This is a genomic window from Pseudomonas paraeruginosa (assembly GCF_003025345.2).
Lineage (GTDB): Bacteria > Pseudomonadota > Gammaproteobacteria > Pseudomonadales > Pseudomonadaceae > Pseudomonas > Pseudomonas paraeruginosa.
The window spans coordinates 4,197,017-4,221,930 of the sequence record NZ_CP020560.1 but is presented as its reverse complement, the minus strand read 5'-3'; the positions used below and the strand labels follow the sequence as shown (position 1 = coordinate 4,221,930).

Annotated in this window: 23 protein-coding genes and 1 pseudogene; 21 read left to right on the top strand and 3 right to left on the bottom strand. The window is 68.6% G+C overall.

Annotated elements, in window-relative coordinates; translation table 11 throughout:
- Nucleotides 1-7: 7 nt before the first annotated feature.
- A complete protein-coding gene (gene ehuR, locus B7D75_RS20000; protein WP_012076782.1) occupies nt 8-1,402 on the bottom strand; it encodes a MocR-like ectoine utilization transcription factor EhuR in 1,395 nt (464 codons plus the stop codon).
- 405 nt (nt 1,403-1,807) lie between these two features.
- Here ehuR and ehuB point away from each other — a divergent pair, with 405 nt between their 5' ends.
- The 4 genes from ehuB to ehuA are packed head-to-tail and all read left to right on the top strand — an operon-like array spanning nt 1,808 to nt 4,890.
- Nucleotides 1,808-2,662 (top strand): ectoine/hydroxyectoine ABC transporter substrate-binding protein EhuB, encoded by an 855-nt coding sequence (gene ehuB, locus B7D75_RS19995; protein ID WP_012076781.1) that lies wholly within the window; start codon nt 1,808-1,810, stop codon nt 2,660-2,662.
- 58 nt (nt 2,663-2,720) lie between these two features.
- Complete coding sequence (ehuC, locus tag B7D75_RS19990) at nt 2,721-3,380, top strand: ectoine/hydroxyectoine ABC transporter permease subunit EhuC (RefSeq protein WP_003155327.1); 660 nt, start codon at nt 2,721-2,723, stop codon at nt 3,378-3,380.
- Nucleotides 3,377-4,033, top strand: a complete 657-nt coding sequence (gene ehuD, locus B7D75_RS19985) for an ectoine/hydroxyectoine ABC transporter permease subunit EhuD (RefSeq protein ID WP_034079436.1) — start codon at nt 3,377-3,379, stop codon at nt 4,031-4,033. The genes ehuC and ehuD overlap by 4 nt, the downstream gene beginning before the upstream one ends.
- 23 nt (nt 4,034-4,056) lie before the next feature.
- Nucleotides 4,057-4,890, top strand: a complete 834-nt coding sequence (gene ehuA, locus B7D75_RS19980) for an ectoine/hydroxyectoine ABC transporter ATP-binding protein EhuA (RefSeq protein ID WP_012076778.1) — start codon at nt 4,057-4,059, stop codon at nt 4,888-4,890.
- A 135-nt stretch (nt 4,891-5,025) separates the two neighbouring features.
- On the opposite strand, the gene B7D75_RS19975 is transcribed toward ehuA, so the two are convergent.
- Nucleotides 5,026-5,832 (bottom strand): IclR family transcriptional regulator, encoded by an 807-nt coding sequence (locus B7D75_RS19975; protein ID WP_003157902.1) that lies wholly within the window; start codon nt 5,830-5,832, stop codon nt 5,026-5,028.
- A 158-nt stretch (nt 5,833-5,990) separates the two neighbouring features.
- Here B7D75_RS19975 and B7D75_RS19970 point away from each other — a divergent pair, with 158 nt between their 5' ends.
- The 12 genes from B7D75_RS19970 (at nt 5,991) to B7D75_RS19915 (ending at nt 17,953) form a co-directional block, all read left to right on the top strand.
- Nucleotides 5,991-6,374 carry a Zn-ribbon domain-containing OB-fold protein gene (locus B7D75_RS19970; protein WP_071537114.1) on the top strand — a complete coding sequence of 128 codons (384 nt, stop codon included), beginning with the start codon at nt 5,991-5,993 and terminating at the stop codon, nt 6,372-6,374.
- On the top strand, nt 6,371-7,522 hold the full coding sequence (locus tag B7D75_RS19965) for a thiolase (protein WP_107114353.1): 1,152 nt from the start codon (nt 6,371-6,373) through the stop codon (nt 7,520-7,522). Before B7D75_RS19970 ends, B7D75_RS19965 begins: the two co-directional genes overlap by 4 nt.
- Before the next feature lie 110 nt (nt 7,523-7,632).
- Entirely contained in the window at nt 7,633-9,780 is a 2,148-nt protein-coding gene (locus B7D75_RS19960; RefSeq protein ID WP_033998696.1) for an acetate--CoA ligase family protein, read from the top strand.
- A complete protein-coding gene (locus B7D75_RS19955; protein ID WP_034079442.1) occupies nt 9,764-10,630 on the top strand; it encodes a MaoC/PaaZ C-terminal domain-containing protein in 867 nt (288 codons plus the stop codon). The genes B7D75_RS19960 and B7D75_RS19955 overlap by 17 nt, the downstream gene beginning before the upstream one ends.
- A gap of 75 nt (nt 10,631-10,705) precedes the next feature.
- On the top strand, nt 10,706-12,058 hold the full coding sequence (locus tag B7D75_RS19950; protein ID WP_034079443.1) for an MFS transporter: 1,353 nt from the start codon (nt 10,706-10,708) through the stop codon (nt 12,056-12,058).
- Nucleotides 12,055-12,462: a PaaI family thioesterase gene (locus B7D75_RS19945; RefSeq protein ID WP_107114352.1), complete on the top strand. Its 408-nt coding sequence runs from the start codon at nt 12,055-12,057 to the stop codon at nt 12,460-12,462. The genes B7D75_RS19950 and B7D75_RS19945 overlap by 4 nt, the downstream gene beginning before the upstream one ends.
- Before the next feature lie 126 nt (nt 12,463-12,588).
- Nucleotides 12,589-13,656 (top strand): acyl-CoA dehydrogenase family protein, encoded by a 1,068-nt coding sequence (locus tag B7D75_RS19940; RefSeq protein ID WP_043099256.1) that lies wholly within the window; start codon nt 12,589-12,591, stop codon nt 13,654-13,656.
- Nucleotides 13,656-14,417, top strand: a complete 762-nt coding sequence (locus B7D75_RS19935) for an enoyl-CoA hydratase/isomerase family protein (RefSeq protein ID WP_058146273.1) — start codon at nt 13,656-13,658, stop codon at nt 14,415-14,417. The genes B7D75_RS19940 and B7D75_RS19935 overlap by 1 nt, the downstream gene beginning before the upstream one ends.
- A gap of 1 nt (nt 14,418) precedes the next feature.
- The gene (locus B7D75_RS19930) at nt 14,419-15,564 is read left to right on the top strand and encodes an acyl-CoA dehydrogenase family protein (protein WP_053814336.1); all 1,146 of its coding nucleotides are present in this window, start codon (nt 14,419-14,421) and stop codon (nt 15,562-15,564) included.
- Between the two features lie 36 nt (nt 15,565-15,600).
- Nucleotides 15,601-16,518, top strand: coding sequence for an SDR family NAD(P)-dependent oxidoreductase (locus B7D75_RS19925; RefSeq protein WP_107114351.1), 918 nt, complete (start codon nt 15,601-15,603; stop codon nt 16,516-16,518).
- A 14-nt stretch (nt 16,519-16,532) separates the two neighbouring features.
- On the top strand, nt 16,533-17,519 hold the full coding sequence (locus tag B7D75_RS19920) for an NADH:ubiquinone reductase (RefSeq protein WP_079977066.1): 987 nt from the start codon (nt 16,533-16,535) through the stop codon (nt 17,517-17,519).
- Between the two features lie 152 nt (nt 17,520-17,671).
- The gene (locus tag B7D75_RS19915) at nt 17,672-17,953 is read left to right on the top strand and encodes a double zinc ribbon domain-containing protein (protein ID WP_034079448.1); all 282 of its coding nucleotides are present in this window, start codon (nt 17,672-17,674) and stop codon (nt 17,951-17,953) included.
- Between the two features lie 2 nt (nt 17,954-17,955).
- Here the strand turns inward: B7D75_RS19915 and B7D75_RS19910 are convergent, their stop codons facing one another.
- The gene (locus B7D75_RS19910; RefSeq protein WP_033998987.1) at nt 17,956-18,432 is read right to left on the bottom strand and encodes a GreA/GreB family elongation factor; all 477 of its coding nucleotides are present in this window, start codon (nt 18,430-18,432) and stop codon (nt 17,956-17,958) included.
- A gap of 173 nt (nt 18,433-18,605) precedes the next feature.
- Between B7D75_RS19910 and amaB the strand changes: the two genes are divergently transcribed.
- From amaB to rmuC, 5 genes and pseudogenes are all read left to right on the top strand, one after another.
- Nucleotides 18,606-20,099 (top strand): L-piperidine-6-carboxylate dehydrogenase, encoded by a 1,494-nt coding sequence (amaB, locus tag B7D75_RS19905; RefSeq protein WP_043099249.1) that lies wholly within the window; start codon nt 18,606-18,608, stop codon nt 20,097-20,099.
- Between the two features lie 63 nt (nt 20,100-20,162).
- Nucleotides 20,163-21,449 (top strand): L-pipecolate oxidase, encoded by a 1,287-nt coding sequence (gene amaA / locus B7D75_RS19900; RefSeq protein WP_107114350.1) that lies wholly within the window; start codon nt 20,163-20,165, stop codon nt 21,447-21,449.
- Between the two features lie 73 nt (nt 21,450-21,522).
- Nucleotides 21,523-21,891: an antitoxin Xre/MbcA/ParS toxin-binding domain-containing protein gene (locus B7D75_RS19895; RefSeq protein WP_003157715.1), complete on the top strand. Its 369-nt coding sequence runs from the start codon at nt 21,523-21,525 to the stop codon at nt 21,889-21,891.
- A 136-nt stretch (nt 21,892-22,027) separates the two neighbouring features.
- The gene (locus tag B7D75_RS19890) at nt 22,028-22,783 is read left to right on the top strand and encodes an RES family NAD+ phosphorylase (RefSeq protein WP_074197528.1); all 756 of its coding nucleotides are present in this window, start codon (nt 22,028-22,030) and stop codon (nt 22,781-22,783) included.
- A gap of 769 nt (nt 22,784-23,552) precedes the next feature.
- Nucleotides 23,553-24,913 (top strand): annotated as a pseudogene (gene rmuC, locus B7D75_RS19885) (DNA recombination protein RmuC).
- Nucleotide 24,914 lies beyond the last annotated feature (1 nt).

Genomic DNA, 24,914 nt, shown 5'->3' with positions numbered 1-24,914 from the left:
CCCTGCGTCAGAAGTCGTGGATCTTCGGATACTGCTCGAACAGCTCGCGCATGTCGTCCAGGGCCTGGGCCATGCGTTCGTCGCTGCATTCGGCGCCCATGCACAGGCGCACCGCGCGCGGCCGGGGCGTGCCGCGGACCATGAAGGGATCCGGCAAGGTCACGGCGATGTGCCGGTGCCGCAGTTCGCGCACCAGGCTGTCCAGTTCCCAGTGCTCGGGAATCCCCATCCAGCAGTTCAGGGACTGCGGCGCATGGCCCAGCAGGTAGTCGGCGAAGCGCTCGCCGACCAGCGCCTGACGCGCCGCCAACAGGCGTCGCTGGCGTTCCGCGAGGGCCTGGGCGTTGCCGTTGTGAATCCAGCGCGTGGCCACCTCGGCCAGTAGCGGCGCGGCCATCCAGCTGTTCACCCGCAGGATGCTCTCGGTGCGCAGGGCCAGGCGTCGTGGCACCGCCAGATAGCCGATGCGCAGGCCGGTGAGCACGCTCTTGGTGAAACTGGTGCAGTAGAACGACAGCTCCGGCAGATAGTGGCTCAGCGGCGGTGCGCGGCGCTCGCCCAGCAGCGGGCCATAGACGTCGTCCTCGACGACGTAGACGCCGAAGCGCTGGGCGATGGCGGCTATCTCCCGGCGCCGCGCATCGCTCATCAGGCTGGAGGTGGGGTTGTTCAGGTTGGGCGTGCACACCAGTGCGGTGATGCGCTCGTTGGCGCAGAGGTCTTCGAAGTGCTCCGGATCGATCCCCTCGCGGTCGACCTCCACGCCCTTGAGAGTGAAGCCGAGCACCTGGGAGTTGCCGATCACTCCGTGGTCGGTCAACTGCTCGCAGAGCACCACGTCGTCCGGCCCGGCCAGCGAGGCGAGGGCGAGGAAGATGGCATGGGCGGCGCCGTTGGTGATCAGCAGGTCGTCGCGCTCGCAGTGCAGGCCCTGTTGCGCCAGCCACTGCGCCGCCGCCTCGCGGTGGCTGTCGAAGCCGGCGATCGGCCGGCAGGCGCGCATCCACGGCTGGTCCGTCTCCTGTGCCAGTTCGCGGCAGGTGTCCCGCCACAGGCGGTCGTGCTCGTCGGTGTGGACGATGCTGGCGATGGAGAAGTCCACCAGCGCGCGTTCCGGGTGGTCGAGCATGTAGCGCGCCATGCCCTCGGTCATGCGGCGCGAGACGAAGCTGCCGCGACCCACCTCGCAGCGCACCAGGCCTTGGCGTTCCAACTCCTTGTAGGCGTTGGTCACCGTCTGCACGCTGATGCCCAGGCCGTCGGCCACCTGGCGCTGCGCAGGCAGGCGCTGGCCGTCCTGCAGGCGGCCCTGCTCGATTTCCGTGGCGATGGCCTGGACCAGCGTCTTGTACTTGGATTCGCCGACCCGCAGGCCGGCCAGCGCGTGGCGCCAGCTTTGCATGATGGGCATTCCCTTTCGTCCTCGGCACAGGGTGATGGATCAGGGCATTTCCATGGATTGTCCTAGTGCAATTCCAGCGCTGGAAAGCCTTTTGTATGCTCGGCCCGACCGGTCGTGCATGGCTCCGTTTCGCCGCGGAGCGGGCCGGCGCAGAAAAAAGCCGCGGATGGGCGCTGTGCGACAGGCGGTTTTTTCCGTCGCGACGGCGCCGATCGGGAACTGCCGCAAGGCCGGACGGCTTAGTCTGCAACGCAATGAATGCCCTCTCCCGGGGCAGTACTTCGGAAGGCCCGCTCGACGGGTCCCAACATAAGAACAACAGTCGCACGACATCGCTACCTGCCATCCACCGCCGCGTCCCAACTACACAACAAGGCCGGCACGAGAAGATCAGGAGATCCGAAGATGAGTACCGCCCCCCGTTCCCTCCATCGCCTGGCCCTGGCCGGCAGCCTGCTGGCGGGCCTTGCGGCCAGCTTCGCCAGCCAGGCCGAGAGCACCCTCGAACGCATCCAGAACAGCGCCACGGTGCGCATCGGTTATGCCAACGAGGCCCCCTTCGCCTACACCGAGACCTCCGGCAAGGTCACCGGCGAGTCGCCGGAGATCGCCGCCAAGGTGTTCAGCGCCATGGGCGTGAAGAAGATAGAGCCGGTGCTCACCGAATGGGGCGCGCTGATCCCCGGATTGCGCGCCGGGCGTTTCGACGTGATCGCAGCCGGCACGTACATCACCCCGCCGCGTTGCCGGCAGGTGATCTTCACCGATCCGCACTACCAGATCCCCGACACCCTGCTGGTGAAGCGGGGCAACCCGAAGAACCTGCACAGCTACGCCGACGTGGCGAAGAACCCGGACGTGCGCCTAGCGATCATGTCCGGCACCGTCGAGCTGGGCTACGCCCGCGCCGAGGGAGTGAGCGAGGAGCAGATCGTCCAGGTGCCGGATACCACCGCGCAGCTCCAGGCGGTGCGTGCCGGTCGCGCCGACGCCAGCGTCGGCACCGCGCTGACCATGAAGGGTCTGGCGAGCAAGGGGGGCGACAGCGTCGAGGCCATCACCGACTTCAAGGACGACCCGGCGCACATCGGCTATGGTGCCCTGGCCTTCCGCCCGGAAGACCAGGACCTGCGCGATGCGGTGAACCGGCAACTGAAGAAGTGGCTGGGCAGCGACGATCACCTGCGGACGGTCGAGCCGTTCGGCTTCGACAAGTCCAATCTGACCGACAAGAGCGCCGCCGAGCTCTGCAAGCAATGAGCGACGGGGCCTGGCCCCTCGGTCGTTCTTTCGAACCTGTCGATACGGGATGCGCAACATGGGTGAATTGCTTCCACTGCTGATGGAGGGCGCCTGGGTCACCGTCCAGGTCACCTTCTTCGGTTCTCTGCTGGCGGTGGCGATGGCCATCATCGCCGCCCTCGGCCGCCTGGCGCCGTGGCCGGCGGTACGCTGGCTGGCCATCGGCTACATCGAGCTGTTCCGCGGCACCTCGCTGCTGGTGCAACTGTTCTGGCTGTTCTTCGTACTGCCGTTGCCGCCGTTCAACCTTGATCTGGGCGCCTACACGGTGGCCATTCTCGGGCTGGGCCTGCACATCGGCGCCTACGGCGCGGAAGTGATGCGCGGGGCCATCGGCTCGGTGCCCAGGGGCCAGTACGAGGCTGCGCTGGCGCTGAACATGACGCCGTTCACGCGCTTCCGCCGGATCGTCCTGCCGCAGGCGCTGCTGTGCGCCATACCGCCGGGCACCAACCTGCTGATCGAGCTGCTGAAGAACACCTCGCTGGTGTCGCTGATCACTCTTTCGGACCTGGCCTTCCGCGCCCGTCAACTGGACCAGGCGACCTTCGAGACGCTGAAGATCTTCAGCCTGACCCTTGTGCTCTACTTCGCCATGGCCCAGGTCATCGTCTTCCTCATGCGCCGCCTGGAACGCCGGCTGGGGCATGGGCGCATCCGGGGAGGCTTGCGATGAAATTCTTCGACTGGCAGTTCGCCTGGCAGATCCTGCCGCAGCTGCTGCACGCTTCGCTCAAGACCGTCGGCATCACCCTGGTCGGCTTCACCCTGGCGATGGTCTTCGGCCTGCTCTTCGCCATGGCCCGGCGCAGCCGGCACTTCTGGTTGTCGTGGCCGGTGGCCTGGCTGATCGAGTTCATCCGCAGCACGCCGCTGCTGATCCAGGTGTATTTCCTGTTCTACGTGCTGCCCAGCTACGGGCTGAGCATGACCTCGCTGGTGGCTGGCACCCTGGGCATCGCCCTGCACTACGCCTGCTACACCGCCGAGGTCTACCGTGCCGGCCTGGATTCTGTGCCGCGCGGACAGTGGGAAGCGGTCACGGCGCTGAACTTCTCGCCGTGGCGCGCCTACCGCCAGGTGATCCTGCCCCAGGCCGTCCGCCCTGTGCTGCCGGCCCTGGGCAACTACCTGATCGCCATGTTCAAGGACACTCCGGTGCTCTCGGCTATCACCGTGGTGGAAATCATGCAGCAGGCCAAGAACGTTGGCTCCGACAGCTTTCGCTATCTGGAGCCGATCACCCTGGTCGGGGTGTTCTTCCTGCTCATCAGCATCGGCCTGGCCGGCGTCGTCCGCCAGGTGGAAAAACGCACGGCGCTGCCATGAAGACGCCTATCGGAGGAAACCCCATGACCGTCCTGTCCATGACCGCCCGGCCGCTGGCCAGCGAGGCCCCGCAGGCGCAGACCGCGCAGCCGATGGTGCGCTTTCGCGACGTATGCAAGAGCTACGGCAGCTTCAGCGTGCTGAACCGCCTGAACCTGGAGGTAGGCGCCAACGAGAAGGTCGCCATCATCGGCCCGAGCGGCTCGGGCAAGTCGACCCTGCTGCGGGCCTTGATGACCCTGGAGAGCATCGACAGCGGGGTGATCGAGGTGGATGGCGAGCCGCTTACCCACCAGTTGCGCAACGGCGAACCGGTGCGCGCTTCCGAAGCTCACGTGCGCCGCGTGCGCGGCAAGATCGGCATGGTGTTCCAGAGCTTCAACCTGTTCCCGCACATGAGCGCGCTGAAGAACGTGATGGAGGCGCCGGTCCAGGTGCTGGGAATGCGCCGCAGCGAGGCTCGCGAGCGTGCCGAGGAGCTGCTGGCGATGGTCGGCCTGGGCGACAAGCTGGAGCACTATCCCACGCAACTCTCCGGTGGCCAGCAGCAACGCGTGGCCATCGCCCGGGCCCTGGCCATGCGACCGAAGGTGATGCTGTTCGACGAGGTGACCTCGGCGCTGGACCCGGAACTGTGCGGCGAGGTGCTCAACGTGGTGCGCCGGCTCGGCGCCGAGCACAACCTGACCATGCTGATGGTCACCCACCAGATGGGCTTCGCCCGCGAGTTCGCCGACCGTGTGTGCTTTTTCCACCAGGGCGGCATCCTCGAACAGGGGACGCCGGAGCAGCTGTTCGGGCAGCCGCAGCATGAGCGGACGCGCTGCTTCTTGAGCGCGGTGAACGAAGCGAGTTGAAGCGCGGCTTGTCCGCCGCGCTGAGCGGGTGCCCCGGCAGGCGCGGGTCTCGCTGGGCATCGACAAGACCCGGGCCGAGTCCTTCGCCGTCGCCGCGCGGGTGCGCTTCGAACGGTTCTTTCAGCTGGCTGAATGCTATTCCTTGGCCGTGCTTTTGTGTGCCACGTTCTGTGGAAACAGCGCGCGGCTCACGAAGCGCGCGGTATCCCGCAGGTCGGTACCGATCCGTTCCAGATCGTCGGGTTGGTGCTGGGCGCTGATGCCGATGGCGGAAATGGCGAAGCGCGGCTGCTCGTCGTGGTCGACGATGGCGCTGGCGACCATGCTGACGCCGCGATACAGGTGCTCCTCGTCGATGGCCCAGCCGCGCGCGGCGGCGTCGGCCGCTTCGGCCTGGTACTGCTCGAAGCTCGGCGGGTTTTCCCAGCGCACCCGGGTCAGGCGCCTGCGCAGTTCGTCCTCCGGCAACCTGCGCAGGCCGGCGATGCAGCGTCCGGCGGCGCCGACCAGTTCCGGCAGGCGGGTGCCGATGGCGACGTTGACATGGGCGACGGGCGGGGCGGCGAGGGCGATGACACGGATGTGCGCGTCGTCGGTCACCTGCCACAGGGCGACGAGGATGTGGTGGGCGATGCTCAGGCGTTCCAGTTCCGGCTGGATCAGGTCGGCATAGCTGCGGCCAAAGAATCCTACGGCGAGTTCCGAGAGGCCGAGACCGAGCTGGTAGGTCTTGCTGGCGTCGTCGAACGAGGCCAGGCGCTCGTTGCTCAGGGTGCGCAGGATGTTGAACGCGCTGCTCGGGCTGATGCCGGTGGCGCGGGCGATGGCGGCCACGCCTTGCGCGCCGTCGGCATGGGCCAGGTGGCGAAGTATCTGGATGGCATTCACGACGGCGCCGACATCCTTGCCGCCGGCGCTTTTGCTTGGGGCGTCCTTGGTCATTCTTCCTCTTTCTTGTTCAGTATTCTGATTGACATTCACGATAGTGAATATATTCTGACCTTCCGGAGCGTACAACCGGCGTCATCGGCAGGATCCGGTTCGGCGTTCACCGCGATGCACTTTGCAGCAAAGGTCGACAAGAACAAAGGAGAAACCTCGTGGCAGATCTTCCCGATGGCAGTACTCCGGGACCTGAGGCGCAATACCTTGCGTATCTCGCCCAGGGCCGTTTCATGTTGCAGCGCAGTCGCTCCAGCGGCCGTCACGTGTTCTACCCGCGCCACCTGGTGCCGGGCAGCGGCGAGACCGATCTGGAGTGGGTTCCCGCCAGTGGCCTGGGCACGCTCTATGCGATCACCGTCAATCGCTCCCGTGGTGGCGAGCACAATGTCGCGCTGGTCGACCTGGACGAAGGTGTCCGCATGATGTCGCGGATCGAGGGGCATGCGAGCCTGCCGATCGGTACCCGGCTGCAGGCGCGCATCGTCGAGCAGGACGGCGCCAATGTCGTGGTGTTCGTTCCCCGGGAGGTGCACCCATGAGCGCGGCACTCCGTGGCAGGACCGCGATCGTCGGCATCGGCAGCGCGGGCCTCGGCGAAGCGCCGGGGCACAGCGCCATCGAACTGCTCGCCCAGGCCTCGCTCAGGGCCATCGCCGACGCCGGCCTGGCACTTCGCGATATCGACGCGATCTTCGCCGCCACCAGTTCCCATGCCTTTCCCACCCTGTCGGTCGCCGAATACCTGGGGATCCGGCCGAGATTCGTCGATGGCACCAACATCGGTGGTTCCAGTTTCGAACTGCACCTGCTCCAGGCGACGCTCGCCCTGGAAGCCGGCCTGTGCGACGCCGCGCTGATCTGCTATGGCTCCAACCAGCGCACCGCCGGTGGCCGCCTGGTGTCGATGAGCGAGCCGCAATGGCACGAGACGCCCTACAGGCCGCGCCATCCGATCACCGCCTACGCCCTGGCGGCCAGCCGGCACATGCACCAGTACGGCACCACTCGCGCACAGCTCGCCGAAGTGGCGGTATCCGCGCGGCAATGGGCCAATCTCAATCCCGAGGCATTCGCCCGCGGTCCGCTGAGCGTCGACGACGTGCTGGCCGCGCGGATGGTCAGCGACCCGCTGAGCACCGCCGACTGCTGCCTGGTCACCGATGGCGGTGGCGCCTGCGTGGTGGTGCGCGCCGAGCGCGCCCGCGACCTGCCCGGCACGCCGGTGTACTTCCTCGGCGCGGCCGGCGCGCAGTGGCATCGCTCGATCGTGTCGATGCCCGATCTCACCGTGACGGCAGCCTCGGAAAGCGGCTCCCGGGCGATGGAGATGGCCGGTGTGCGGCACGCCGATATCGACCTGGTGATGCTCTACGACGCCTTCACCATCAACACCCTGCTGTTCCTCGAGGACCTGGGCTTCTGCGCCAAGGGCGAGGGTGGCCGGTTCGTCCAGGACGGACGTATCGCGCCCGGCGGCGAACTGGCGGTGAATACCAACGGCGGCGGGCTTTCCTGCGTGCATCCCGGCATGTACGGGATGTTCCTGATCATCGAGGCGGTCACCCAGCTCCGCCGCCAGGCCGGCGAGCGGCAGCTGGCCAGGGCCGACGTGGCGCTGCTGCATGGCAACGGCGGCACGCTGTCGAGCCAGGTGACCGCGTTGCTCGGCACCCGCGACACGCTCTAGACCCCAGGCCGACAGCTTCCCCGGGCACCGCCGGAGCGGCGTCCCACGGGCGCGCTCGCCCGCGAAAAGGTTGCCGCGCCGGCCGCAAACGAACGGACCAGGTGGACCCCATGTCAGCGAACCACTCGCAACAGATCGTCGACGCTCCACGCTTCGCCAGCCTCACTCCGCTGATCGAACCGCGCTCGGTCGCGGTGATCGGCGCTTCCAGCGATCCGACCCGCATCGGTGGCCGACCGATCGCCTACATGCTGCGCCACGGCTATGCCGGACGCATCCTTCCGGTCAATCCGAACCGGACCGAGATCCAGGGCCTGCCGGCCTTCGCCGAGGTCGAGGCGCTGCCCGAGGCGCCGGACGTGGCGATCGTCGCCGTGCCGGCGGCGCAGGTGCTGGAAACCGTCCAGGCGCTGGGGCGCAAGGGCGCGCGCAGCGCCATCGTGTTTTCCTCCGGTTTCAGCGAAGTCGGCGCGGCCGGCGCGGCGATGCAGGAAGCCATCGTCGCTGCCGCCCGCGCGAGCGGCATGCGTCTGCTCGGGCCGAACGCGCTGGGCGTATTCAACGGCAACCTCGGCTACTACGCGTTCTTCTCCACCAGCATGGAGCGCGGCGTACCGCTGCCGGGCCGGGTGGGAATCGCCACCCAGTCCGGCGCCTACGGCGCCCACCTGCTCGGCATGGCGCGCCAGCGTCACCTGGGGACGCCGATCTGCGTGGCCACCGGCAACGAGGCCGATGTCACCCTGGGCGACAGCATCGGCTGGCTGGTGGAGTCGCCGGAAATCGACGTGGTGATGGCCTACGCCGAATCCATCCGCAATGTCGACAGCTTTCTCGCGGCCCTCGAGCGCGCACACCGCGCCGGCAAGCCGGTGATCCTGCACAAGGTCGGGCGCAGTGCCCTCGGCAGCCGCGCGGCGCTGTCCCACACCGCCTCGCTGGCCGGCGACGACAAGGTGCTGGACGCGGTGCTCGGCGACTACGCGGTGATCCGCGCGCGCACCACCGAGGAGCTGATGGACATCGCCTATCTGGCCACCCGGCGCATCTACCCGGTGGATAACAGCCTCGGCATGATCACCGTCAGCGGCGGCGCCGGGATCATCGTCAGCGACGCTGCCGAGGAGGTCGGCCTGCCGATGCCACCGATGCCGGAGGCGGCCCAGGCGCGGCTGAAGGAGCGGCTGTCGTTCGCCTCGCCGATCAACCCGCTGGATTGCACCGCCCAGGCGCTCAACGACCTGGGCCTGGTACGCGACTTCACCGAGTCGATGGTGGTCGACGGCGGCTATCGGTCGCTGATCGCCTTCTTCACTCAGGCCGGCACCGCCGCCTCCGTCGGCCCGCGCCTGGCCGAGGAGCTGAGGCGGGTCAAGGAGGCCCACCCCGATCGCCTGTTCGTGGTCTCGGTGATGGGCCAGGGCGAGGAGCTGGCGCCCTACGAGAGCGCCGGCTTCGCCCTGTTCGAGGATCCCACCCGGGCGGTCGTGGCGATCCAGGCCATGGGTCGCCTCGGCGAGGCTTTTGCCCGGCCCCTGCGGCAGCGCACGGCGGGCGAGGGCCCGGAGCTGCCCGCGGGCACGCCCGCCGAGGCCGAGGCCAAGCGCCTGCTGGCGATGGCCGGCATCGAGTCCGCCGCCGAAGCGGTGCTGGTCGATGCCGGCGCGGCAGTGGCCTTCGCCGGGCGCATCGGTTACCCGGTGGTGCTGAAGATCGCCTCGCCAGACATCCTGCACAAGTCGGATATCGGCGGCGTGCTGCTCGATATCCGCGACGCCGACGGCGTGCGCGCCGGCTTCGACCTGCTGCTGCGGCGCGCCGCCGAGAGGGCACCGCTGGCGCGCCTCGACGGGGTGCTGGTGGCGCGTCAGCTGGAAGGTGGGGTGGAGTGCTTCATGGGTATCCAGCGCGACCCGCTGTTCGGTCCGGTGGCGCTGTTCGGCCTTGGCGGGATCTTCGTCGAAGTCCTGCGGGACGTGGTGTTCCGTCGCTGCCCGTTCGACGCCGAGGAGGCCGAGACGATGATCCGCGGCATCAAGGGCGCGCCGCTCCTGCTCGGTGCGCGCGGGCGCCCGGCGGCCGACGTGGCGGCGCTGGCGCGGCTGTTGTCGAACCTGTCGCGCTTCGCCTGGGCGGCGGGGCCGCGCTTGCGCTCGGTGGACCTCAACCCGGTCATCGCCTTGCCCGAGGGGCAGGGCGCCTGGGCCGTGGATGCGGTGGTGGAACTCGAGGAGGTGGCCGATGGCGCTCGATCCTGAGGTGCTCCTGAATTACCCGATCCCCGAGGTTCGCCAGCGCTACAGCCGTCGCGACACGGCGTTCTACGCCCTGTCCCTGGGGTTGGGCGGCGACCCGCTGGACGAGCGCCAGCTGGCTTTCGTCGATCCACGCCGGGAGTTGCGGGCATTGCCGTGCATGGCGCTGGTGCTCGGTCATCCGGGCTTCTGGCTGGGCAGGCCGGACACCGGGGTCGACGCGCTACGCCTGGTGCATGGCGAGCAACGCCTGGAGTGGCACCGGCCGTTGCCGGCGGAGGGCGAGGTGATCGGCCGGACCCGGGTCACCGGGCTGGTGGACAAGGGCGCCGAGAAGGGCGCGCTGCTCTATAGCGAGAAGGTCCTCAGCGATGCGCTCAGCGGCGAGGTGCTGGCCGTCGCCCACAGCACCACCTTCCTGCGCGGCGACGGCGGCTGCGGCGGTTCCCGACAGGTGGCGCAAGCGCCGCACCGCCTGCCGGAGCGGGCGCCGGACCTGCAGGTCGACCTGCCGACCCGCCCCGAGCAGGCCCTGTACTACCGCCTCAACGGCGACGACAACCCGCTCCACGCCGAGCCGGCGGCGGCGCTTCGCGCCGGTTTCCCGCGGCCGATCCTGCACGGCCTGTGCACCCTCGGCGTGGCGTTCCACGCGCTGCTGCGCGGGCTCGCCGATTATCGGGCGGAGCACCTGGGGCAGTTGCAGGTGCGCTTCTCGGCGCCGGTGTTTCCCGGCGAGACGCTGCGCACGGAGATGTGGAGCGATGGCTCGTTCCGTACCCGTGTCGTCGAGCGCGACCGGGTGGTGCTGGACAACGGCCGGATCGGCGCCCCTCGAGAGCGGCCGGACTGAACCGAAGGGTGTCGGCCCGGAGGCTCCGGGCCGGCGCGACGATGAAGCGAACCCCTGCCTGCGAGAACAACAATAATGAATGCCACCGCGCTTTCCCCGAACCCGGCGCCGGCCATCCCCCGGCGCACCATGCTCATCGCCTTCGTCTTCTGCTTCCTCGGCCTGCTCGCCGACGGCGTCGACCTGATGTTCCTCGCCTACAGCCTCAACAGCCTGAAGACCGAATTCGCCCTGAGCAACTTCGAGGCCGGCTCCCTCGGCAGCCTGACCCTGGCCGGCATGGCCATCGGCGGTATCTACGGAGGCTGGTGCTGCGACCGCTTCGGCCGGGTGCGGGTGGTGACCTGGACCATCGTGCTGTTCTCCATCGGCACCGCGCTGCTCGGGCTGACGCAGAGCTACTGGCAGTTCGCGCTGGTCCGCTTCGTCGCCTCGCTCGGCCTCGGCTCGCTGTTCGTCGCCTGCAACATCCTGATGTCCGAGTGCGTCGGCACGAAGTACCGCACCACCCTCCTTGCCGCCATGCAGGCCGGCTGGACCGTCGGCTACCTGGTCGCGACCCTGCTGGCGGGACGGATCATCCCCGAGTTCGGCTGGCGCGTGCTGTTCTTCACCGCGCTGGGCCCGGCGCTGGTCTGCCTGCTCTTGCGGCCCTGGGTGCCGGAGTCGCCTTCCTGGCTGGCGACCCGGAGCGAACGCCGGCGTTCCGGTGCGGCCCAGCGCGCGGCGCGCGGCGCCGGTCCGCTTGGGCGGATGCTGGGCGATCCGGAGACGCGCGGCATGTTCCTGCTCTGGAGCCTGACCTCCTGTTTCCTGCTGTTCGGCTACTACGGCACCAACAACTGGATGCCGTCCTACCTCGAAAGCGAGCTGGGGATGAACTTCAAGTCGATGACCGGCTATATGGTCGGCACCTACAGCGCGATGATCCTCGGCAAGATCGTCGCCGGCGCCTGCGCCGATCTCTTCGGCCGGCGCCTGACCTTCGCCGCCGGGGCCATCGGCAGCGCAGCCTTCATGCCGCTGATCGTGTTCCATCACTCGCCGGCCAACATCCTCTGGATCCTGATCATCTTCGGTTTCATCTACGGCGTCCCGGTCGGCGTACTCGCCACCTACATGACCGAGAGTTTCTCCACCCGGGTACGCGGTTCGGCGGTGGGCACCGCCTACAACCTGGGACGCATCGGCGCGGCGCTGGCGCCCGCCGGTATCGGCCTGCTGGCCAGCCATGTATCGATCGGCGCGGGTTTCCTGGTGATGGGCATCACCTATGTGCTCACCGGGCTGATCCCGGCGCTGTTCATTCCGGACCGCCTCTACGACCCGAACCGGGCGTCCGGCGACAGCCAGGCGGCATCCCCGCCACTGGCGGCCGGCGGCGCCCGGCCAAGGCCTGATCCTGCAGAAGGAGTGCGTATGCCATGAATGCTTTCCCACACGATCCGAGCGGCGCGCGTCCGCCCGTCAGTTTCCAGGAGTTCATCGGCCTCGAGCGCTGGACCGACGCCGACGGGGTGGCGCGGGTGCGCCTGGGGCACCGTCCCGAACTGATGAACTACCTGCAGCAATTCCACGGCGGGGTGCTGATGTCCGTGCTGGACGCCGCCATGGCCGAGGCGATCCGCGCCTGTCTGCCGGATTGCTCGATGGTCACCATCGACATGGCCACGCATTTCATGGGCAGCGCGCGCGGCGAACTGAGGGGCGTCGGCAGGCTGGTGCGGCGGGCCCGCACCATCTGTTTCTGCACGGCGCAGATCAGCAACGAGGACGGCGAGGTGATCGCCATGGCTTCGGGCAGCTTCAGGTATCGCGTGGCGAAGCCCTAGCGGCGTTTCCAGGCGTCGCGGCGGGATTGCCCGTCGTGCGTTCTACCTATGGCCTGCGCGGGGCCGGCCGTCACCCTCCGTCCGGCAGGGGAGCGGACACCGTCCTATCCACAGGAGTACGAGCAGATGAGCGAGCAAGACGATTGGGACCGCGAGCGCGAGGAGCGCTTGCGGATGATCCGTGACAGCGCCGCCTCCCTGGTGCCGCGCGACGGCGACCTGACGCGGGTGCGCCGCGGCCGTTTCAGCGGGACCGCGGTGGACCGCCAGGCCTGGCGCGAGGTCTGTGCCATGGGGTGGCCGGGGCTGCGTCTGGACCAGGCGCTGGGCGGCAGCGGCCTGGGCATGGCCGAGTGGGTGGCGTTGCTGGAGACCCTGGGGCGCGGCCTGCTGCCCGAGCCGCTGATCGAGGTCGGGCTGGTGGCGCCGCTGCTGCCGGAGGAGCAACGCGCCGCGTTGCTGGCCGGGGAGCGCCTGATCCTGCCCGCCGGCATCGGCTACCGCGAGGAACGGCAGCGCCCGTGCCTGGATGGCGGACGGCTGCGCGGCGGCGTCGCCCGCGTTTGCCTGGGAGGCGCCGCCGATGCCTGGCTGGTGGCTTGTGCGCAGGGCCTGGCGCTGGTCGAGCGCGATGCCGCCGGGGTTGAGCTGGTTTGCGAGCCGACCCAGGATGGCGCCCACCGGGCGCGCCTGCGTTTCCACGACACGCCGGCGCGCCCGCTGCCCGTCGACGGGCCCGTCGAGCAGGCGCTGGATGAGGCGGCGCTGGCTTGCGCCGCCTACCTGGTCGGGCTGATGGACGGCGCCTTCGAGCGGACCCTGGAATATCTCAGGGTGCGCCGCCAGTTCGGGCGCGAGATCGGCAGCTTCCAGGCGCTGCAGCACCGCATGGTCGACCTGAAGATCCAGATCGAGCTGTCGCGCGCGATGGTTGGGCAGGCCGCCGCCGCGATCGATGCCGGGGCGTCCGCCAACGAGCGCCGGCGGCAGGTCTCCAGTGCGCGGGTACGCGGCTCGGAGGCGGCATTGCTGGTGACCCGCCAGGCCATCCAGTTGCACGGCGGCATCGGCTACACCGACGAGGCCGACATCGGCCTGTTCCTGCGCCGCGCCATGGTGCTGCTCAATGCCCATGGTTCGCTGGATTTCCACCGGGCGCGCTACGTCGAGTCGCTACAGCGGGAGGTGGCCTGATGAGCGGCTTGTTGCAGGAAACGCGCGGCACGGTGCGCCTGCTGCGCTTCGACAATCCGGAACGGCGCAACGCATTGTCGCCGGCGCTGCGCATGGATCTGCTCGCTGCCCTGGAGGTGGCCGAGCGCGACCCGGCGATTCGCAGCGTGCTGCTCAGCGGCGGCGACGAGGTGTTCTGCGCCGGCGGCGACCTCGCCGACATGCGGGTCGGCAGCCTGGCCGACGGCAGGGCGCGGATGCGCGACAACGCACGCCTGGTGCGACAGATGGTGCGCATGGGCAAGCCGCTGATCGCTGCTGTCGAAGGCTGGGCGGTGGGGGCCGGGCTGTCCGTGGCGCTGGCCTGCGACAGCATCGTCTGCGGCGCCACCGCGCGATTCGCCGCCGGTTTCGGCAAGGTCGGCCTGCTCGCCGATCTCGGCCAGTTGCATACCCTGCCGGCGCGCATCGGCTTCGGCCGGGCGCGGCAGATCCTTCTGTTCGGCCAGGTGGTGGAGGCCGAGGAAGCGCTGCGCATCGGCCTGGCCGATCAGCTCTGCGCCGCCGGCGGCGCGCTGGACGCCGCGCTGGCGCTGGCCGCGCGGGTGGAGCAGCAGGCGCCGTTGCCGCTGGCGATGACTCGCGCGCTGCTCGCCGACGGCCTTGACCTGCTGCTGGAGCGCGAGGGCGAGTTGCAGAGCCAGCTGTTCCTCAGCGCCGACCACGCCGAAGGCAAGGCCGCCTTCCTCGCCAGGCGCCCCCCCGTATTCGGAGGACACTGAAATGACCGACTACAACCGTCTCGACGACGATACCTTTCGCCGGGTGGTCCGCGACTGGATCGCCGCCCACTATCCGCAGCGCATCCGCAATCCTTCCCACCGCCTGGGGCGCGAGGAAACCCGCGAGTGGTACCTGCTGCTGTCGCGACAGGGCTGGCTGTGCCCCGGCTGGCCCGCGGAGTACGGCGGCATGGGCCTTAGCGCCGGCAAGCAACTGATCATGATGGAGGAAATGGAGGACTACGGTTGCGCGCGCCTGCCCGACAGCGGCGTGACCATGCTCGGTCCGCTGCTGATCCGCTACGGCGACGAGGTGCAACGGGCGCGCTTCCTGCCGCGCATCCTCAGCGGCGAGGACATCTGGTGCCAGGGCTACAGCGAGCCCAACGCCGGCTCCGACCTGGCCAGCCTGCGCACCGAGGCGCGCCTGGAAAACGGCGAGTGGGTGGTCAACGGACAGAAGACCTGGACCACCATGGGCGCCGAGGCCAACTGGATGTTCATGCTGGTGCGCACCGAGCGCAGCACCCGGGCGCAGCAGGGGATCAGCTTCCTGCTGGTGTCGATGGACAGCCCCGGCATCGAGGTGCGGCCGATCCTCAACCTGGAGCTGCACGGCGAGTTCTGCGAGGTGTTCTTCGACGATGTGCGGGTGCCCCGGGAAAACCTGGTCGGCGAGATCAACCAGGGCTGGAGCATGGCCAAGGCGCTGCTCGGTTTCGAGCGGATCTTCCTCGGTTCGCCCAAGCAGTCCACCTTCGCCCTCCAGCGCCTGGAGCGCCTGGCCCGGCACCTGGGACTGTGGCGCGAGCCGCTGTTCGCCCGGCGCTTCGCCGCGCTGAGCATGGACCTGGACAGCCACAAGGCGCTCTATGGGCGTTTCGCCGAACGCCTGCGCCGCGGGGAGAGGCTCGGGCCGGAGGTTTCCATGCTGAAGATCTTCCAGTCCGAGCTGTACCAGCGCATCAGCGAGCTGGGCCTGGAGATCGCCGGCGAGGACGCGGCGCTGCTGCAACCCTTCGCCGACGATCCCGACCTGCATCCGGCGGGGATCTTCATCCAGTCGCGGCCGACCACCATCTACGGCGGCAGCAACGAAATCCAGCGCAACATCCTGGCCAAGAGCGTCCTCGGCCTGCCGGGCTGAGCGCAACCGATATCCAGCGGACCAAGAGGTTTACCCATGAGCACGAAACTCAACGAAGGCAAGGTCGCGATCGTCACCGGCGCGGGCGGCGGCATCGGTCGCGAGATCGCCCTGGCCCTGGCCGACTCCGGGGCGCGGGTGGTGATCAACGACATCGGCGTGTCGCTGCAGGGCGCGGGGGGCTCGGCCTCGCCGGCCGAGGAGACCCTCGGCCTGATCCGCCAGCGTGGCGGCGACGCACTGGTCAACACCGACAGCGTCGCCGGTTGGGACAGCGCGCGGCGCATCGTCGACTGCGCCATGGACGGTTTCGGCCGCCTGGACATCGTGGTGAACAACGCCGGCATCCTGCGTGACGTGATCTTCCACAAGATGAGCGCCGAGGACTGGTTGTCGGTGATCGATGTCCATCTCAACGGCAGTTTCTTCGTCAGTCGCGCCGCCGCCGAGCGTTTCCGCGCCCAGCAGGGAGGGGCGTTCGTGCACATGACCAGCACCTCGGGGCTGATCGGCAACGTCGGCCAGGCCAATTACTCCGCGGCCAAGCTGGGCATCGTCGCCCTGAGCAAATCCATCGCCCTCGACATGCAGCGCTACAACGTGCGTTCCAACTGCATCGCGCCGTTCGCCTGGAGCCGGATGACCGACTCGATCCCGGCCGACACCCCGGAGCAGAAGGCCCGCGTCGAGAAGCTGCAACGCATGACCCCGCAGAAGAATGCGCCGCTGGCGGTCTACCTGGCCTCCGACGCAGCCCGCGAAGTCACCGGCCAGGTGTTCGCCACGCGCAACCACGAGTTGTTCCTGATGAGCCAGAGCCGGCCGTTGCGCAGCGTGCATAGCGAGCGCGGCTGGACTGCGGAGAGCATCGCCGAGCACGGCATGCCGGCGTTGCGCGGCAGCTTCATGGACCTGGCGCGCAGCCCGGATGTGTTCTCCTGGGACCCGATCTGAACCGGGGGCAATCCATGGGCGTGTTCAGGACCCGCTTCACCGAGACCTTCGGCGTCGAACACCCGGTCATGCAGGGCGGCATGCAGTGGGTCGGGCGCGCCGAGTTGGCCGCCGCGGTGGCCAATGCCGGCGGCCTCGCCACGCTGTCGGCGCTGACCCAGCCGAGCCCGGAGGCACTGGCTGCGGAGATTGCCCGCTGCCGCGAACTGACCGATCGGCCGTTCGCGGTCAACCTGACCCTGCTGCCGACGCAGAAGCCGGTGCCCTATGCCGAATATCGCGCGGCCATCATCGAGGCGGGAATCCGCGTCGTCGAAACCGCCGGCAACGACCCCGGCGAGCACATCGCCGAATTCCGTCGGCACGGGGTCAAGGTGATCCACAAGTGCACCGCCGTGCGTCACGCGCTCAAGGCCGAGCGACTGGGCGTGGACGCCGTCTCCATCGACGGCTTCGAATGTGCCGGCCATCCGGGCGAGGACGACATTCCCGGGCTGGTGTTGCTGCCCGCCGCGGCCAACCGGCTACGCGTGCCGATCATCGCTTCCGGCGGCTTCGCCGACGGACGCGGGCTGGTGGCGGCGCTGGCGCTGGGCGCCGACGCGATCAACATGGGCACGCGTTTCCTCGCCACCCGCGAATGTCCGGTACACCCGGCGGTGAAAGCGGCGATCCGTGCGGCCGACGAGCGTTCCACCGACCTGATCATGCGCTCCCTGCGCAATACCGCGCGGGTGGCGCGCAACGCGATCAGCCAGGAAATACTGGCGATCGAGGCGCGTGGCGGGGCCGGCTACGCCGACATCGCCGCGCTGGTCAGCGGCCAGCGCGGCCGCCAGGTCTACCAGCGGGGCGATACCGACCTGGGGATCTGGTCGGCCGGCATGGTCCAGGGCCTGATCGATGACGAGCCGACCTGCGCCGAGCTGTTGCAAGGCATCGTCGAACAGGCCCGCGGCCTGGTGCGGCAACGGCTGGAGGGCATGCTTGCGCAGGACTGAGGCGTTCCTTCCTGGTCGGCGTGGCGGGCTTCGCCGAGGATCGCCCGGGCGCGCGACGGTCTTGCGTATCCCGATGTTTCCACGCCGTTGACCCTGTAGTGGCTACAGCCTTTTCACTGGTTGGCGTCAGAACACCACGAGAGGATTGCGCCATGGGTTTCTTCGAACGGTTGCTGCAGGGCGGTCGCCATCATGGGTACGGCGGAGGCGGCCACCACGGTTCCGGTCATCGGCGCGGCACGGACGGCCAGCCGTCGGCGCCGGCCGCCGCGCCGGCTGTCGCCTGCCCGTCTTGCCGTGCCGCCAATGCGGCGACGGCGCGCTTCTGCCAGGGCTGCGGTGGCTCCCTGGCGCCGCTGCGCTGCGGCGCTTGCCAGGCGGAAGTCGCCGCGGCTGCGAAGTTCTGCGGCGCCTGTGGCGCGCCGCAGCGGTAGGCTCAGTCGGCGGCGAGGATTTCCACCGCCTGGCGGGGATCCTTCGGCCCGGCCGTGTCGCCCGGTTGCTTGCCGAGCAGGCTCTGCCCCAGTGGCGAGCGCGGGGTGATGACCAGCACTTCGCGGCCCTCGCAGTCGACCTTCAGGCCGGCTGCCGCGGGGCCGAGGAACACCACGCGGCGACTGCCGTCGGTGTTCAGCAGGGTGACCAGCGCGCTGAGCTGGATCCCCTGCTCCTCGTCGAAATCGCGCAGCGCCAGGTTGCGGTACAGGTTCAGCGCCTGGCGGATCTCCTCGACCCGGCGCGACTGCCCGGCGGCCAGGTAGGCGGCCTCCAGGCCGAGGGTGTCGTACTTGTTCTCGGCGACGTTCTCTTCGTGGGTCGCGCTCTCGTGGGCGGTCTGGGCGGCGCGCACGGCGGCGTCGAGATCCGCGGCGAGGGCTTGCATGATCAGGTGCAGCAGCTGTTTCTTGTCCATGGTCGGGCGTGGCTGGTCGGCGAAGGGGTGCATGGTACGGGAAATGCGCCGGATCCAGACAGCGCTCCGAACTGTATGAAAAGTCGGAATGACGTGGCGAATAAAGGTCGTTTGTCGCTGCCGGGCAAACCGACTACAACGGGCGGAAACGGACAGCCAGGAGAACCACCCCCATGATCGATGGATTGCTGCGCAGCCTCGGCCTCGACCCCACCGACTTCGGCGAGGGCGAGCATGCCGTGCATACCCCGGTCGACGGCAGCCGCCTCGCCATGCTGCGCCTGGAGGGGCGCGATGCCGCGGGCGCCAGGCTCGAACGCGCCGAACAGGCGTTCCGCGCCTGGCGCCAGGTGCCGGCGCCGCGTCGCGGCGAACTGGTACGGCTGTTCGGCGAAGAGCTGCGCCGGCACAAGGTCCAGCTCGGCGAACTGGTGTCCTGGGAGGCTGGCAAGATCACCCAGGAAGGCCTCGGCGAAGTGCAGGAAATGATCGACATCTGCGATTTCGCGGTAGGCCTGTCGCGCCAGTTGTACGGCCTCACCATCGCCTCCGAGCGACCCGGCCACCACATGCGCGAGACCTGGCATCCGCTGGGTGTGGTCGGGGTGATCAGCGCGTTCAACTTCCCGGTCGCGGTATGGTCGTGGAACGCCGCGCTGGCCCTGGTCTGCGGCAACGCGGTGATATGGAAGCCATCGGAGAAGACGCCGCTGACCGCGCTGGCCTGCCAGGCCCTGTTCGAGCGCGCGGCGCGGGCATTCGGTGCAGACGCGCCGGCGCACCTGAGCCAGTTGCTGATCGGCGGTCGCGAGGCCGGCGAGGCGCTGGCGGACGATCCGCGTGTCGCGCTGCTCAGCGCCACCGGCAGTACCCGCATGGGGCGCGAGGTGGCGCCGCGGGTGGCAGCGCGCTTCGGCCGCTGCATTCTCGAGCTGGGTGGCAACAACGCGATGATCCTCGCCCCGAGCGCCGACCTCGACCTGGCTGTGCGCGGCATTCTCTTCGGCGCGGTGGGTACCGCCGGGCAACGTTGTACCACCCTGCGCCGGCTGATCGCCCACGAATCGGTGAAGGACGAGATCGTCGCTCGCCTGAAGACGGCCTATTCGAAGGTGCGGATCGGCCATCCGCTGGAGGGCAACCTGGTCGGGCCGCTGATCGATGCGCACAGCTACCGGGCCATGCAGGATGCCCTGGCACGGGCCCGCGAGCAGGGCGGCCAGGTGTTCGGCGGCGAGCGGCAACTGCGGGAGCGCTACCCGGACGCCTACTACGTGTCGCCAGCCATCGTCGAAATGCCGGGGCAGACCGAGGTGGTGCGCACGGAAACCTTCGCGCCGATCCTCTACGTGATCGGCTATCGCGATTTCGATGAGGCCCTGCGCCTGAACAACGAGGTGCCCCAGGGGCTGTCCTCGTGCATCTTCACCACCGACCTGCGCGAGGCGGAGCGTTTCCAGGGCGCCGCCGGCAGCGACTGCGGGATCGCCAACGTCAACATCGGCACCAGCGGCGCGGAGATCGGCGGCGCCTTCGGCGGCGAGAAGGACACCGGCGGCGGTCGCGAGTCCGGCTCGGACGCCTGGAAGGCCTACATGCGCCGGCAAACCAACACCGTCAACTATTCCCGTGAGCTGCCGCTGGCGCAGGGCATCACCTTCGACTGAACGGAACGCGGCGGATGGCTCGCCGCATGGCTAATGGCTATCGGGCTGGCAGCGGAGTCGCGCATGGGTGGTTTGCAGCAACGGTGTCTATGGGAAGTGGTCACGCCAGGCTTGCCCGGGTCGGCGAGCCTGGACGGCGAGCAGCGGGCGGATGTCTGCGTGATCGGTGCCGGCTTCACCGGGCTGTCGGCGGCGCTGCACCTGCTGGAGGCCGGGCGTTCGGTGTGCGTGCTGGAAGCGCACGAGATCGGTCACGGGGGATCCGGGCGCAACGTCGGGCTGATCAACGCCGGCACCTGGATTGCTCCGGACGAGGTGGTCTCCAGACTCGGCGCCGAGCATGGGGAAAAGCTCAACGGCGTGCTGGGCCGGGCGCCGGCGCTGGTGATGGAAACGATCGAGCGCCTCGGCATCGACTGCCAGCTGCGGCGCGAGGGCACCCTGCACATGGCGCACAACGCCAGTGGCGTGGCCGAGCTGCGGCGCCGCCACGCGCAGTGGACGCGACGCGGCGCGCCGCTGGAACTGTTGGGCGGAGCGGCCTGCCACGAGACCTGCGGCACCCGCCGGATCAGCGCCGCGCTGCTCGACCGGCGTGCCGGAACATTGAACCCCATGGCCTATGTACGGGGGCTGGCGGCGGCCATCCTGCGCCTGGGCGGGCGTCTTCACGAGCGCTCGCCGGTGTGCCGGCTGGAGCGTCACGGCTCGTGCTGGGCGGTACGCAGCGCGGCGGGTGTGGTGCTGGCGGAACAGGTGGTGATCGCCTCGAATGCCTATACCGAAGGCGAGTGGACCGACCTGCGCCGGCACTTCTTCCCCGGCTACTACTACCAGGTCGCTTCGGCGCCGCTGCGGGGAGCCGCGGCCGACCGCATCCTGCCGCATGGGCAGGGGGCCTGGGATACTCGGACGGTGCTCAGCAGCATCCGTCGCGACGCCCAGGGACGCCTGCTGCTGGGCAGCCTCGGCAACGGTTCGAGCAAGCCGACCTGGTTTCTCCGCCAGTGGGCCGAACGTATCCGGCGGCACTACTTTCCCGAGCTCGGCCGGGTCGACTGGGAGTACACCTGGACCGGCCGCATCGCCTTCACGCCCGACCACCTGATGCGCCTGTTCGAGCCTGCGCCGGGCCTGCTCGCGGTGACCGGCTACAACGGCCGGGGGGTGACCACCGGCACGGTCGTGGGCAAGGCGTTCGCCGAGTATCTGCTGGGCGGCGAGCGCGATGCCTTGCCGTTGCCGTTCAGCGCGTCGAAACCGGTAACGGCCGCCCGGCTGCGCGGTTGCGCCTACGAGGCGGGCTTTTCCCTGTACCACGCCGGGCAGTGCCTGCGGGTCGTGCTCTAGAAGAGGGCGGTCCGTGCGTGTGTTTTCAGCAGAATGATGTTAATTTGTTGTAAACACACATGAGGAGGTCGTCATGAGCGCTCTCATCAAGGAACGCCCCAGTGCCGATGCCGTCCTGGCCAAGGCGGTGCTGGCCGCGCGCGAGCAGCTGGGCCTGACGCAACTCGAACTGGCCGGGATCCTCGGCGTCGACCGCAGCGCCATCAGCCGCTGGAAGAGCCAGGGCCTGCGGGTGGACAGCAAGACCGGCGAACTGGCCCTGCTGCTCGTGCGGGTCTACCGCGCGCTGTATGCCCTGTTCGGCGGGCAGCAGGAGGACCTGCGTCATTTCATGCGCACGCCCAACCATCACCTGGGCGGGGAGCCCCTGGCGCTGATGGGACAGGTACAGGGCCTGGTGCATGTACTGGAGTACCTCGACGCGATCCGCGGCAAGGTCTGATGCCCGGCGCGCCTGAGCGGGTTGCCTACGCCTGTCGCGGAAAAGGCTGGCAGCCGGTGGCGACGCGCCTGGCCGAGCGGATATTCCAGTGCCGGTATGCTGGCATCCGACACCACGGGAAGCGAGGGATGGAATGGTGAGCGAGATCTGGCGCCTCTGCGCAGGCGAGAAGCAGGTCCGGCCGCTGCAAGGGCGGCTGGTGCGGCTGGTGGAGAGCCAGGAGCAGGTGGCGACTCTGCAACTGGTGGATACCCTCGAGGAGCAGGCGTTGCTCGAGGAGTTGCTGGAGTCCAGCAAGCCGCCGCTGCCGGAAAGTGCCGAGCCGCTGCATTACCTGTTGAAGACGCCGTTCCGCTATCCGCCCTTGCGCTGGGGCTCGCGCTTCGGTCGCCGGCATGAGCCAGGCCTGTTCTATGCCGCGCTGAAACTGGAGACAGCGATGGCCGAGGGCGCCTATTACCGTTGCGTCCTGTGGAGCGGCATGGCGGTGCCGCCGCCCAGTGGGCGGATCCTTTCCGAGCACGCCTCGTTCGAGGCGGCCTGGAAGGTGGAGCGGGGCGTTCGCCTGCAGGAACCGCCTTTCTCCGACTACGAGCGCGCGCTGACCGATACCGCCGACTACCGAGTCGCCCAGGAGCTGGGTAGTGCCATGCGCGGCGCCGGTGTACAGGCATTCGAGTATCGTTCGGCGCGTTGCCCGCAGCGTGGCTGCAATGTCGCCCTGTTTACGCCGCGGGCCTTCATCGAGAAACGTCCGCGCAACCTGACCCCATGGCTGTGCGAAACCACCGCCAGCTATGTGGCGTTCAAGCCTGCGCACGTGCCGGGCTCGCCGAAGGTGTTCGCTCGCGAACTGTTCCTGGTGGACGGCCGCCTGCCCCAGCCGGCATGACCTTGGGGCCATGCGCCGGCAGCCGGGAGCGGGGTTTCCGGAAGACTGGAGGACGGCGGGATGAGCGGGATCTCCCCACTCGCGAGCAGCGGTTCGTCCTGTGGCTCCGCAAGCCCGGTGTTTCGCTTGCGGATGCCCCGCGATGGGGCGCGAAGGCGCCGCGGCGAAAATTTGTGCACAAATGGAAAGCAGCTTGTCAAGGGCTGAGAGCGGTAGGCTCTAAACGCTTGATTTTTCATGTTTGATTCGTAACTTATTGAAAAATAAAGATAAAAATAGTTGGTGAAAAAATCGTCAATCTGTCCCATAGCCCCGCTCCATCGGGGCTTCGGCAGTTTTTTGAGGTCTTTTCCACCGGGTTATCCACAGGTTCTGTGGATTTCCCAAGCGCTTGCTCGACAGCACATCGCGTGCTCCAAAGCAAGCCCTGCGAGCGCGACAAGAGTGCCGGAGCCTGTGGCGAAGGCGGCGCTGGCTGCGAGCCGTGGCCAGCCTGCTGCTGCGCCATCGCAGAGGTCTTCGGGGAAGGGCCATCCTGGCTGGCCTGGCTGGCAGGCGCCATTCGCTCGACGGCTTTTTTCCGAGAACCTAGAATCCGCTGCACGCGCCTGCCCGCCCGACTGGCGAGGGCGTCCTTTCCCGCTGGAGTACCTTGATGGCCGTCGATCTACCGAACCTGTTGCTTGGCCTGCTCGCCGCCGCGCTTCCCCTGGCCGGGCTGGCCTGGCAGTTGCAGCGGCGGAGCAGCCTGGCGGAGCGCGAAGTGGCCTTGCTCGGCGAGCGGCTGGCGACCGCCCAGTTGGCCCAGGATGGCTTGAACGCGCAGCTGGAAATGGGGCGGGAAGCTTATCAGCAACTCGGCGAGCGTCACGCCAAGCTGGCCGGCGAGGCCGCGGCCCTGCGCCGTGAAGCCGAACTGATGGGCGAAGAGCGGCAGCGCGCGGCCGAGGCGGAAGCGCGCTGGGCCAGCGAGCGCCAGGCGCGGGAGGAGGAATTGCGCCGGCTGGCGTCGGAGCGCGCCGGACTGGCCGCGGAACTGCGCGAGCAACAGGACAGCCATCAGCAGCGCCTGGCCGACCTGCAGGCGGCGCGCGACGAGTTGCGGGCGCAGTTCGCCGAACTGGCCGGAAAGATCTTCGATGAGCGCGAGCAGCGTTTCGCCGAAACCAGCCAGCAACGCCTGGGGCAGATGCTCGACCCGTTGAAGGAGCGCATCCAGGCGTTCGAGAAGCGCGTGGAAGAAAGCTACCAGCAGGAGGCGCGCGAGCGCTTCTCCCTGAGCAAGGAACTGGAGCGCCTGCAGCAACTCAACCTGCGCCTGGGCGAGGAGGCGACCAACCTGACGCGCGCGCTCAAGGGCCAGAAGACCCAGGGCAACTGGGGCGAACTGGTGCTGGAACGGGTGCTCGAGCATGCCGGCCTGGAAAAGGGTCGCGAATACGACACCCAGGTCAGCCTGAAAGGCGCCGAGGGCGAGCGCTTCCAGCCGGACGTTCTGATTCGACTGCCCGGCGACAAGCAAGTGGTGGTGGACGCCAAGGTCAGTCTCACGGCCTACCAGCAGTACATCGCCGCCGACGACGAACTGCTGCGCCAGCAGGCGCTGAAGCAGCACGTGACTTCGTTGCGCAACCATGTCAAAGGGCTTTCCGGCAAGGACTACCGGCGCCTGGAGGGGCTGCACAGCCTCGATTTCGTCCTGCTCTTCATGCCGATCGAGGCGGCGTTTTCCACCGCCTTGCAGGCCGAGCCGAACCTGTTCCAGGACGCCTTCGCGCAGAACATCGTGATCGTCAGTCCGACCACTCTGCTGGCGACCCTGCGCGTGATCGACAGTCTCTGGCGCCAGGAGCGGCAGAACCAGAACGCGCGGGAGATCGCCGAGCGCGCCGGTTCCCTGTACGACAAGTTCGTGCTCTTCGTCCAGGATCTCGACGAGGTCGGCGCACGCCTGCAGCAGGTGGACAAGGCCTACGCGGCGGCGCGCAACAAGCTCGCCGAGGGGCGCGGCAATCTGATCAGCCGTAGCGAGCAGCTCAAGTTGCTGGGGCTCGCGCCAGCAAGAGCCTGCCGCCGGACTGGCTGGATCGGGCGCTGGTGGCGCCGGCGGAAGAGCGTGGGGCGGACTGAG